This window comes from Duganella sp. AC917 (genome assembly GCF_979258245.1).
This window is the reverse complement of record NZ_OZ409848.1, coordinates 6592172-6603774: the sequence shown is the minus strand read 5'-3', so window position 1 is coordinate 6603774 and position 11603 is coordinate 6592172. Positions and strand designations below refer to the sequence as shown.

The following is an 11603-nucleotide window of genomic DNA, read 5'->3' as shown; positions in this document are numbered from 1 at the left end:
GATCAGGCGGCACGCCGTAATCCGCCATGAGCCGCCACGATCATCTCCCTAGTTAAAGCTCAATCCCGAAGCACTGGTATTGGTCAAGGTCTTAGCCTTCAGGTCGATACGGAAACTATCGCTCGGCTTGCCCGAACCGAGCCCCTTCAGTATCCCGAACACCTGCTTGAACTGATACTGGAACAGCACATTGACCGGGTTCTGGTCCGACGGCAAATCGCCGATCTTCACGATGGCCGCCGGCGCCGCCGGGAACGCCGCCATCAGCACCTTGTACTGCGCCACCCGCTGCGCGCCCATGTCGCGCAACGCCAGCTCACCCGCGTACACCGTCCGGTGGAAGTCGCCATAGAACTCGTACGCGCTGATCTTGGCAAAATCATCCAGCTTCAGATTGGCCGCCGACGCCAGCTGCTCCGCCTTCGCTGTGGCCGTCGCCCAATCCGCCGTCAGCTGACTCGCCGCCACACCGCCCTCGGCAGTAGTCCCCTGCGCGGCGCACGCGGCCGTCAGCGGCACCACACCCGGATTGTCCTTCAACTGCGCCAAGGTCACCTTGGTCTGCAACTGCGACAGGATCAACATCTGGCGCGCATCGAGCGACGTCGCCGCCTGTTTCATTTCGCACGGCCAGTACTCGTCCATGAAACGCAGGCGCGACAACTCGCCAAAATAGGTGCGGGTAAATTCACCGTACGAGCGCGAGTCCAGAATATTGCGGTTCCAGCGCTTGGCGACGTCGCCGGTCAGCACGCTGCCTTGCAGATAGTCGTACTCCGTCTGATACAACGGGAACAACTCGTTGTAGCGCCCCACGTTGTTGAGCCCAACCGTCTGCACATCGATCAGCTCCTTGCTCTGGTAGCTGACGATCTTGTACGCCGCGCCGAACACGGCCAGCGACGGCGACTGCACATTGACCAGATAGTTGCCGGCGGCATCCTGGTAATCGTTGGTGCCGTTGAAGTGCATGTGGCCGCCCATATGCAAGGGCAAGCCCGTCGCCGCCAGCGCTTTGGTCGTCGCCAGGTCCGGCACGCGCGCAGTCTGGAACGCGCCCGGTTTGAACACCGCCTTCATCGCGTCGGTCTGGTTGGCGTAGAAATCCATGGTCGGATAATGCGAGAAGGCCATCAGCTGCTTGCCTTGCGCTTTGGCGCGCGCGGCCACCGACTTGATCCATTCCATTTGATGGATTTTGTGCGTCAGCACCTTGTTCCAACCGGCGTTGCCGGCGCCGTCGAAGCCGGCAAAGGCGGTCGGATTGGCCGGGTCGAACTTGCCATTCGGGATGTGGACGTTGGCGTCGACCGCCAGCAGCCACAGGCCCTTGACCGGTTCGACCAGATAGCTGGCGTCGATGATGTTGGTGCAGCGCGTGTAGGATTTGCCCAGCTTGGTTTCGCCGGCGGCCTTGTAGCTGCCGCCCTCGCCTTCCGCACAGATCTCGAACTGGCGCTTGCTCAGCGCGGACGAGGCCGAGGCCGCGTCGAAGCTGTATTTGCCGTCGGCATATTTGGTGAACGGCGTCTCCCAATAGACGTCGGACTTGTTCGGCATGTAGCCGAAGTCGCCGAGCTTGGTGAGCAGGCGCTCGTAGCCTTGCTCGGTCAGCTGGGCGGTGCAGACCACGGTCGGGTCCTTGGCCTTGCAGGCCGCGTTGTTGGGAGCGTAGATCTTTTGTTCCTTGCCGTCGCGGGTGAGGAAGTCATTCTTTCCGGCCTCATCGTCGTCGTACGGCTCGTTCGGATCGTGGTTACCCGGCGCGATGAAGAAGCGCATGCCCTTGGCCTGATATTCGCGCAGGATGTCGGCCAGGCCGTCGATATTGATCGGCTGGGCGTCGTCGGAGATGTCGCCGGGCAGCGCGACCAGGCGGATATTCTTGCCGTAGGCGTCGTCCAGCGCCGCGCGGAAGGCGAAGTAGTTTTCGTTGAACAGACGGGTGGACGTCAGCTGCGCGTACATCGTGCGGATGGTGGCGTTCTTGCCGTCCTTGGTCGGGATGCCGGAGAACTGGCTGCTTTTCAAATCGCCATAGATGTTCTCGAAGTGCACGTCGCTCATGAAGGCGACCGGTGTCGACGTGTAGCCATCGGCCGGGATCGGGTCGGTGGCGGGGACGTGGTCGCTGCCGCACGCGGATAGCAGCGACAGCATGGCGGCGGCCGCGATCAGTGGCCGACGGGCGTTCAAGGCATTGCGCATGCAATCTCCATCTGTCTGTTTTGGGTGGTGCGCATTGTTGCACCCCCGTGTGACAGGTTGATTACATCACGCAGCCGCCTTGCTCCCGACAGCCACCACCGCCGCCACCGGGCGACGTATCAGCAAAATCACGCCGGCCGCGATCAGGCAAGCGGCCCCCGCCGCGAACAGCGCCGGGTTATACGTCAGCATCATGGTGCGCACGCGTCCGGCGCCCCACGCCGCCACCGCCGCTCCCAACTGGTGGCCGGCAAACACCCAACCGAACACCATCCCCGCCCGCTCCTTGCCGAAGGTGGACGCCACCAGCCGCACCGTCGGCGGCACGGTCGCGATCCAGTCCAGGCCATAGAACATGGCGAACAGCGACAATCCATAAAAGGTGAACTCCGAATACGGCAACCAGAACAACGACAAGCCGCGCAAGCCGTAATAAATGAACAGCAGCTTGCGGTTGTCGTAACGATCCGACAGCCAGCCCGAGCCGATCGTGCCGACCAGATCGAATGCGCCCATCATCGCCAGCACCGACGCGGCCGGCACAGCGGCCATTCCCGCGTCACCGCACAGCGAAATAAAGTGCGTCTGAATCAGGCCATTGGTGCTCAGCCCGCAGATGAAGAAGGTGCCGAACAATATCCAGAACACGCGGTTGCCGGCGACGCTGGCAAGCACCTTGAACGGCGTGGCGAACGTGACGTGCATTGGCGGCGTCGGCGGCGCCACTTCCGTTCCCGGCGCGGCGCCGTAAGGAACCAGGCCAAGCTCGTTGGGCCGGTTGCGCATCAACAGCAACACCAGCACCGCAACCAGCGCGCAGGCGGCGAACACGGGAATGACGGCCATGCGCCAGCCGAAGCGCTCGATCAGCCAGGCGCCGACCGGCAGAAAGACCAACTGGCCGGTGGCCGAACTGGCGGTGAGCATGCCGACCACCAGACCACGGTGGCTGTCAAACCAGCGGTTGGAGACGACCGCGCTGAGCACCAGCGCCGTCATGCCCGAACCGATGCCGAGCATGATTCCCCAGAACAGCACAAGATGCCAGAACTGCGTCATTTGCGTGGCCAGCGCCATGCCGGCGGCGACCAACGTCAGCGCGGTGACGACCACGGTGCGCAGGCCGAAGCGCTCCATCAGGATGGCGGCAAACGGCCCCATCAACCCGAACAGCACGAAACGCACGGCCAGCGCGGACGAGATTTGCTCGACGTCCCAGCCGAACTCCGCAGCCAACGGCTGTAGCAGCGCGCCCGGCAGGCCGAGCGCGGCGGACGAGGTCAGCCCCGTCAGGAAGGTGACCGCGACGATCACCCATGAATAGTGCAGGCCGCGCCGCCGCAGCCAGTTGGAGATAGGGAGTGCGAACATGATGCTCCTTGCAATGACGGAAGAGTAGGCAATGGGCGGAGGCAGACAAACCCGCACTGTCCAGTCATTTTAAATTATGGTCATAATGAATGCAAGGAAAAGAAAGGGGCCTCGGCGGAGGCCCCTTTTCAGGGGGTAGATGAGCTAGCGCTTATTTGATGCGCAGCGAGCTCTTCACGTCGGAGACGCCTTTGACATTGCGGGCCACGTCGACAGCTTTGTCAGCTTCGGCTTGCGACGGCACGAAGCCGCTCAGCACCACGGCGCCGTTGTTGGTTTCAACCTTGACGTCCAGCGATTTGAGCGCTGGTTCGGCCATCAGTTCGGTTTTCACCTTGGTGGTGATGACAGTATCGGCAACCGCATCCTTGGCCAGTTCGGTTTTCGAACGGGCTTCGCACGATGCCTTGTCGGTACCGGTCAACGCGGTGCAGTCGATCCCGGTCTGGGCGACGTCGGCGGCATCCTTGCCGGCCTTGGCGGAATTGATCGCGGCGGTCTGCTGCGACTTGGCGGTGCTCAGGCAGCTATCCTTGGCATTGCCTTCCAGCGCGTCGCACTTTTCCTTGGCCAGGCCGTACTGGGCGTCGGCCAGTTCGGTACGGGCTTTTTCGATGGATTTCTTATCGTTCTTGTACTGCATCGTCGCGTTGGCCTCGGCGGTCGCGCGCGCTACTTTAGCCTGCTCTTCGCAAATATCCTTGGCGTTGCCGGACTGCGCGTCGCAGGCGTTCTTGGCGGTCTTGTAATCGTTTGCAGCTTTGTTGGTGGCTGCCTTGTAGGCGACAGTATCGTTGGCTGGGGTGGCGGCGAAACTAGCGCTGGCGGCACCGGCCAGTACCAGGAAGAGGAGCTTGTTCATGATGTGTCCCTTTGTTGTGGTGGTTGGTGGACACATTAAACGCCTACAGCTGAGAAACCTCTGTGCGCGAACGAACAGAGTTCGGGAATCGCTACTGCTGGCCTATGGACGGCTCCGGTGCGACTACGATGTCGCTAGCGCTGCAGCGAGGCCTGGCGCTGGCCCTGGCGCGCATCCTGACGTGCGTCCTGGTTCAGCAAGCCCTGTTGCCACAGGCTGCTCGCCTGCTCGAACAGGGGCAGCTCGGCGGCAAACGCAGCGCCGGTTGGCGCCAGCTGCAGCCATGCCATCGTGGTGTGCGAACCGGCTACGGCGCCGGCGGAGGACGGCGACGGTGCGCGCACCTGGCGCATCCACTCGGCAACCGCGCCGTATTGTTCCGGGTGGCGCTGCTGTACCCAGGCCAGCGCGGCCAGATCGGCAAAGCCTTCCTCGCGGCGGGTCTGCTCCAGTTCCTGCGCCGTGTTGTGGGCGGCATGTTCAGCGTGTTCGGCGTTGTCCTCGAAACCGGCCGGCAGCGCGTGCCAGTCGCCCTGCACGTAGCGCCAGCAGTGGCCCACTTCGTGCGCGAACATCGCCTCGATCATCAGCGGGCGTTGTTCGGCCGGCACACTCGCCAGCACGTCTTCGACATTGGTCCTGCCGCGCATTGTCAGCACCAGCTTGCAACGTCCATCCTGAAAACCCAAAGCCAGCGGGACGTCGGTCGGCTTGCCCGTAGGCTGGACGATGACGTCGATCGGCAGCTTGAGTTCTTTCTTGGCGTACTTCAGCATGGCCGATCCGGCGGTAAGCCAGCGGGTTTCCATGTCGGTCAGCTCCGCTGCGGAAGCGACGCTGGAGCACAACAAAAGTAGGGAGATAAGTAGGCGCGTGATCATGATTTGGTTTCCTCAAACCAACTTTATCACGATCACGGAAATTATTATTGCCGTACGGCAGTTTTTTTCTACGTAGGCAGAATGTAACTATTTGTTTGAAACGTTACTTTCTAAGCGATATGACAACGGGGACCGAGTGGTCCCCTTCTGAACGATGTAAGGACTTACTTCGCCAGCAAGCCTTGAGCCGTCTTGTATTCCGGACGGATATCGTTTGGCACGGATTTCATTTTATCCAGCGCTTTTTGCACGTCGGGACGGATGACCACGTATTTGGTCATCATTTCCTTCGCGCGCGCATAGTCGCCGGTGGCCTCGATGGTCAGGAACTCGCGGTCGAGGTCGGTGACAGCGGACTTGATCTTTTTGAAATCCACCGCGAAAGTGCCATCGCCATTCGACACGAAGCCACCCTTATCCAAAAGATAATTCACCTGGATCGCCATGCCGCGCGCGTGCGAATCGGTCAGGCCGAAATGCAAGGTGCGGAAGGCCGACGCCAGGAAAGTGATGTACAGCTTGCGCTCGGCCGCCTCGCCCTGCCCCAGCGTGCCGGCCAGTTGGCCCTTGTCCATCATATAGGCCAGCGCGTAGAGCCCGGTGATGTCGGCCTTGGCTTCCTCGATGGTCGAATAGGCCTCCTTCAGGTCCTGGCGCGGGGTCGATTCCTTGCCGTCGACCTTCGTGACGTGCGGTCCCAGCCCGTGGGTGATTTCATGTGCGAGGATGTGCGTGAAGAACGAGTCGAAATCGACATCCTTCTGGTCGGCCGGCTTGAGCACCAGCTTGGAAATCGGCGTCAACGTCGATTTGAACTTGGCTTGCTGCACGTTCTTGAGCATCACGCGCTTGGAACCGCGCTGGCTGATGATGCGCTCGTCGTTGGGCAGGTTGTAGGCGGCCGTCTGCACGCCCATGTTGCCGTCGCCTGCGCCGTACACCTGGTTGACCACCACCATCGGCGCGAGCGCGCCGACCTTGGCATTGCGGTACTGCGCGTCGAGCGGCAGGTTGTCTTCCAGCTCCTGCATGTGCTTGGCGAAGAAGTCGAGCTTTTGCGTCTCCTTCTGGTCGCGGATGTTGACGTAGGCTTCGAACGCGGCCTTGTAGCCGAACAGCTCGTCGTTATAGGTCTCGTACGGGCCGATGGTGACATCGACCGGCGCGTCCAGATCCATCCAGGCGAAGTCGGAGGCCAGGTAATCGTTGCTCAGGAAGGCGTCTGCACGCAACTCGAGGAACTTCTTCAGCGAGGCGTTGTCGGTCGCAGCGGCAGCTTGCTTGAGCAGTGCGGCGGCCTGCCGCAGTTCGGCCTTGTATTCGTCCGAGTATTTGACGGTGGTGAACTGGCCGTCGGCGTTGCGGCGTATCGTCGTGAAGAACCACTGCGCCTGTTCCTTGTCGATGGCCGGCAAGGCGTTCATCCAGGTTTCCAGCTGGGCCTTGCTGGCGTCGGCCGGATAGAAGTTGCCGCCCTCGGGCTTTTTGGCGGGGATCTTGATACCGTCGATTTCCGCTGGCAGGAACGATTCGTGGCTGTCGAGGATCGACCACGGGCCCTTGTTGAGCCAGAAGTAACCCAGGCGCGCCTGGCCCAGCGGCGTCTTGTCCTTTTTGAGCGCGGCCCACCGCGCCTCGTTGCCGGACCAGCGCTGGCGCAGTTGCAGCACATCGATAATCTTGGCCGCTTCGATCAGTTTGACGATGGCCTTCTTGTCGCCAGCGGAGAGTTTGCTGGTGTCGGCGGTCAGCGCGATCGGCGCGTACCGCTTGCTCATTTTGTTCAGGTCGGCCACGTCGGCAGGCGCGGCGTAGGCAGCGGCGCAGGCGAGCGTCAGCGCCAGTGGGAGCAGGATTTTTTTCATTCGAACCTCGGGTGGAGTGAGGGTCACATTGTAATCCACCGGTCGCGCCGATCGCTGGCGCGCGCAGCCGGAGCCAGCGATCTAACAACGACAGCGCGCTTATGCAAATCCGCCATGTTTTTCTTCCGAGGCCCCGAGCGCGGCCGCGGCAACAGCTTGCGGCGCGGCCGGCGCCAGGTCGGCCAACCCCAGCTGTGCCAGGAACGCGGTCTGCTTCGCGTGGTAAACAGCGTCGATGGCCTCGGTGCCTTTTTGCTGACCATCGATGATGACCCGCGATGGACGCGCGCCACGGGGCATGGCCAATACCTGGCACGCGGCATGGCCCACGTCGTCGACCGTCAGCGCGCCACCGTTGGCCGCGTCGATGGCGTCGAGTTTGTCCCCCAGGTTGGCCATGCGCGCGGCAAGATCGCCATACTGCGCGACAATCGCCGCATAGGCGGGCGCCTGTGCGTGCGCAAAGTGCTCGGTGCCTGTGGTAAAGGCGCCGGGGACCAATGTCACGCTTTCGATGCCGAACGGCCGCACCTCCATGCCCATGATTTCCGCCAGCGCATCGCCAGCGACCTTACTGGCAACGTAAGGCCCCAGAAATGGTTCGTGCAGGCGCGCGGTCGTGCTGCCGACGTACATCAACAGCCCGTGACCTTGCCGGCGCATCGCCGGCAGAACGGCGCGATTGACACGCAGCCAGGAAAGCGCATTGGTATCGATGATCCGTGCGACCTGATCGATCGAGAACGATTCGGTGATCCCCTGCATCAGCATGCCGGCATTGTTGACGACGACATCCAGACGCCCTTCCTTGCCGAGGATGGCGTCGACCGCCGCCCGGCAACCGGTGTCGGACAGGACATCAAGCTCCAGCGCGTCAAGCGCGATGCGTTCACGCTTGGCGAGTTGCCGCAGTTCCGCGACGCGCTGGGCATTTTTTCCTTCGGTTTCGCGCATGCTGGCGTAGACGATGTGGCCGCTGCGCGCCAGCGCCAATGCGATGGCATGGCCCAGGCCGGACGAAGCGCCCGTCACGAGGACGACCTGTGGATCTTTCTTCATAGTGCCTCCGTTATCAGTGGCTGGCAGGATCGGAACCTCGCCGCCTTGGATTCTCGTGTCTGCGACAAGGGCTCAACCTTGTGGCGGGAACTGGCCCAGTTGCTCGAAGAGGCCGAACCAGTCCTCCATGTGCCAGGTGGTGGTGACCAGGCCGTCGGCGAGCGTATGAAACTCGTGCAGGCGGAAACTTACTTTTTTGCCGGTGGGAGCGATGCCGAACAGCTCACCCAAATGCGTCCCGCTGATCTCGGCCCTCACGGCGACCTTGCCGGGCTGCTGGACCGTGTCGTGGATCGTGATTTGCACGTCTGGCAATGCGGCGGCAAGCATGCGGATGATGGGCTTGATGCCTGCCGGGCCGGGTTCTTGCCCGGGCGCCAGCGGAATATCGTCCCATTCAGGGGCGAGCACGGCGTCCACCAGATCCGGGTTCTGTTCGCTGAAAGCCCGATAAAGCGTTTGCACGGCAACGAGTTCGGCGCGTAATTGCTGGGAAAGGTCGGTAGTTGAGTTAGTCATGACAGGATGCGGTGAGAGTTGAAGGAAGCGCTAGTGTGTTCTTTGCAGTAAAATCCATCCAACAAATAAACTATATAAGTGATTATTTGAATTATGGATTTTCACGGCGTCGATTTGAATTTACTGGTCGCTTTCAACGCATTGATGAGCGAACGCAATGTCACGCGCGCCGCGACGCAGGTGGGCGTGAGCCAGCCCGCCATGAGCGCCGCCTTGTCGCGGCTACGCGTCTTGCTGGGCGATCCGCTTTTTCAGCGCAGTAGCACGGGCTTGATTCCCACGCCGCGCGCGCGGGATCTGGCGGTACCTGTCGAGGAGGCGCTGCGCCAGATTGAATTGGCGATGATCAGCCAGCCGATTTTCGAACCCGGGACGGCGTCGGTGACGTTCAAGCTGGGCCTACAGGATTACCCGACGGTGGTCCTGCTTCCACCGCTGATAGCGGCACTGGAACACTCCATGCCCGGAGTAACCTTGAATGTGATTGCGTTCAATGACCGCAACGCCGCGGTCGATTTGCTCGATGCAGGGGAAATAGATGCCGCGATTGGCGTGTCGCCGACGGACACAGATGCCCGCATCCGGACGCGGCCGCTCCTGCGCGACGAATTCGTCACCATCGTGTCGCGCGATAATCTGGCGGCACGGCGCCCGATGGACTTGAACAGCTACCTCGAATTGCAACATGTGCTCGTGTCACCCGAAGGGCAGATGCATGGGCTCGTCGATCAAACCCTCGCCCAACAGGGACGGAAGCGCAAGCTCGCATTGACCTTGCCCCAACTATTTGCGGTGCCTGCGGTGATTGCACGCACCAACTACGCCGCCACCATCCTCAAAGGTGCGGCGCTGCGGTCGCAGGCCAGCCATCGACTGGTGTTGTTTCCGCCGCCCATTGCGCTGCCTGAAATCGTTTTTCACCTGATCTGGCATCGACGTAGCGATAACAACCCGGCGCAACTTTGGTTCCGGGAATTTATTGAAAAACATTCGGTCGATGTGAATTGAACCTTCTCCCGACCTGGGTTCAGTCGGGGACGGCCGTCGGAACAGCGGGACAGGTTGTTGGCGCAAATCGTTGGGTCGGAACGCCATTGATTGTCGCGACGATCGGCGTCTCTTCCGCCGACCTCCACCTCAATGTCGGCCACCAGCGCTGCATGTCTTCAGGTCTCGGCGCGGTCGGTTCGACGGATTGCCCGGGCCGTGGCGTGATCACCGTCAAGCCGGCGCAGCGCGCCGCCGCCAGTACGCGCTCCACCGGTTCGGTCCAGGCGTGCGGCGCCAGTTTGAACAAGCCCCAATGCACAGGCAGCAGCACGCGCGCGTTGACCTGTTTCGCCGTCAACACCGCCTGCTCCGGGCCGAGGTGGGCGTCAGGCCAGGCTTCGCTGTATTGACCCGCTTCAATCAGCGCAAGATCGAAAGGTCCGTAGCGCTTTCCGATTTCCGTCATCGCGTGTTGCAATCCGGTGTCACCGGAAAAATATACCCGGTGGTGCGCGCCCAGCAATGCAAAGCCGCCCCACAAGGTGTGGTCGCTGCGCGGATCGAGGCGCCCCGACGAATGACGCGCCGGCAAGATGGCGACCGCCAGCGCGCCGACTTGGGTCGATTGCCACCAGTCCAGCTCCACGATGCGCGTCCGCGCAATGCCCCACCGTTCCAATCGCCCGCCCATGCCGAGTGGCACGATGAAGAGATTGGTCCAATGCCTCATCGCCACGATGGTAGCCTGGTCCAGGTGGTCGTAATGGTCGTGCGAGATGATGACCGCGTCGACGCGCGGAAGCTGCGCCAGCGCGATCGCCGGGGCGTACCAGCGCCGCGGGCCCAGCCATCCGATCGGCGACGCGCGCTCGCTCCAGATCGGGTCCGTCAGTACCCGAACGCCATCGATTTCCACCAACGACGACGAGTGGCCAAACCACGTGACACGCAAGCCGCTGTCAGGCGCGGTTGCCAGCATCGCCGGGTCTGTCATCACGACCAGGACGGGTGAAACTGGCACGTCGTCGGGTGCACCGGAGAGCGCCCGGAGCAACGCTTTGGGAAGATCGGTGTGGATTCCCTCGGCATTCCGAAAGCGGCCGTCGCGCCACTCGGGAGACGCCTCGATCGCTGCTTGGCGGTCGCCTGTGGTGTTCGCCTGCCATGCCTGGCAACCGCACAGCATCGATGAAATCGACAGTGCGACGGCTGTGAAGAATTGGACACCGAGATATCTTTTGCTCATTTTTGTGCGAACGCGCGGCGGCCAAGAAACCATTCCGCCAGCAAGATGTTCGGCACCCAGCACAGCCAGGAAACCGCTTGATAGGCCACCAGGAAGTCGAGCGCCAGCAGGCTGGACAACGGCAGATAGACACGCAATGTGACGGCCGCCAACGTAAGCGCAAAAGAACGTATCATCCATCGCCGGTGCGCGGTCACGTTGCCTTTGAGGATGTTGTATACCGCGACACCGGTGGCCGTCAGCCACGCGCCACCCAGGGCGCCGAATCCGGCGCCGGCAATGGCTCCCGCCGACGTGCCCGCCGCCAGTATCAGCGCCGACACGCCGCCAATCAGGCAGCCGAGCACATACAGGCGACCGCCGATCCGATGCGACACAGGCCACCGCGCACGTATCGCCGGCACAAACTGCGCCGCGCCCAGCAGCAACGCCGATGCCGCACCGGCCACATGGACCTTGATCCAAGGATTGAAGTAGCGGTTCAAAGCGGTCACTTCGGGCACTGGCCCCTTGCCGGCTAGATAGCGCAGGGAGACCAGCGCGATGATGGTGCTGATCAGCGCCATGCCGCCCCAGACGAACCAGCCCGATGCGGACATCCG

At 62.1% G+C, this 11603-nt stretch carries 10 protein-coding genes; 1 reads left to right on the top strand and 9 read right to left on the bottom strand.

The window, feature by feature from the left end:
• Nucleotides 1-48: 48 nt before the first annotated feature.
• The 7 genes from ACZ0BA_RS28830 to ACZ0BA_RS28800 form a co-directional block, all read right to left on the bottom strand.
• Complete coding sequence (locus tag ACZ0BA_RS28830) at nucleotides 49-2208, bottom strand: metallophosphoesterase (RefSeq protein ID WP_463454558.1); 2160 nt, start codon at nucleotides 2206-2208, stop codon at nucleotides 49-51.
• 66 nt (nucleotides 2209-2274) lie between these two features.
• A complete protein-coding gene (locus ACZ0BA_RS28825) occupies nucleotides 2275-3579 on the bottom strand; it encodes an MFS transporter (protein ID WP_463454557.1) in 1305 nt (434 codons plus the stop codon).
• Nucleotides 3580-3730: 151 nt separating this feature from the next.
• Nucleotides 3731-4441: a BON domain-containing protein gene (locus ACZ0BA_RS28820; protein WP_463454556.1), complete on the bottom strand. Its 711-nt coding sequence runs from the start codon at nucleotides 4439-4441 to the stop codon at nucleotides 3731-3733.
• Between the two features lie 134 nt (nucleotides 4442-4575).
• Nucleotides 4576-5322 carry a hypothetical protein gene (locus tag ACZ0BA_RS28815; protein ID WP_463454555.1) on the bottom strand — a complete coding sequence of 249 codons (747 nt, stop codon included), beginning with the start codon at nucleotides 5320-5322 and terminating at the stop codon, nucleotides 4576-4578.
• Between the two features lie 164 nt (nucleotides 5323-5486).
• Entirely contained in the window at nucleotides 5487-7187 is a 1701-nt protein-coding gene (locus ACZ0BA_RS28810) for a dipeptidyl-peptidase 3 family protein (protein WP_463454554.1), read from the bottom strand.
• Nucleotides 7188-7286: 99 nt separating this feature from the next.
• Nucleotides 7287-8246 (bottom strand): SDR family NAD(P)-dependent oxidoreductase, encoded by a 960-nt coding sequence (locus ACZ0BA_RS28805; protein ID WP_463454553.1) that lies wholly within the window; start codon nucleotides 8244-8246, stop codon nucleotides 7287-7289.
• Nucleotides 8247-8318: 72 nt separating this feature from the next.
• The gene (locus tag ACZ0BA_RS28800) at nucleotides 8319-8765 is read right to left on the bottom strand and encodes an ester cyclase (protein ID WP_463454552.1); all 447 of its coding nucleotides are present in this window, start codon (nucleotides 8763-8765) and stop codon (nucleotides 8319-8321) included.
• 93 nt (nucleotides 8766-8858) lie between these two features.
• Between ACZ0BA_RS28800 and ACZ0BA_RS28795 the strand changes: the two genes are divergently transcribed.
• The gene (locus ACZ0BA_RS28795; protein ID WP_463454551.1) at nucleotides 8859-9773 is read left to right on the top strand and encodes a LysR family transcriptional regulator; all 915 of its coding nucleotides are present in this window, start codon (nucleotides 8859-8861) and stop codon (nucleotides 9771-9773) included.
• 19 nt (nucleotides 9774-9792) lie between these two features.
• Here the strand turns inward: ACZ0BA_RS28795 and ACZ0BA_RS28790 are convergent, their stop codons facing one another.
• Together ACZ0BA_RS28790 and ACZ0BA_RS28785 are read right to left on the bottom strand one after the other, a co-directional pair.
• Nucleotides 9793-11001: an MBL fold metallo-hydrolase gene (locus ACZ0BA_RS28790; RefSeq protein WP_463454550.1), complete on the bottom strand. Its 1209-nt coding sequence runs from the start codon at nucleotides 10999-11001 to the stop codon at nucleotides 9793-9795.
• The gene (locus ACZ0BA_RS28785; protein ID WP_463454549.1) at nucleotides 10998-11600 is read right to left on the bottom strand and encodes a DUF2306 domain-containing protein; all 603 of its coding nucleotides are present in this window, start codon (nucleotides 11598-11600) and stop codon (nucleotides 10998-11000) included. Before ACZ0BA_RS28785 ends, ACZ0BA_RS28790 begins: the two co-directional genes overlap by 4 nt.
• Nucleotides 11601-11603 lie beyond the last annotated feature (3 nt).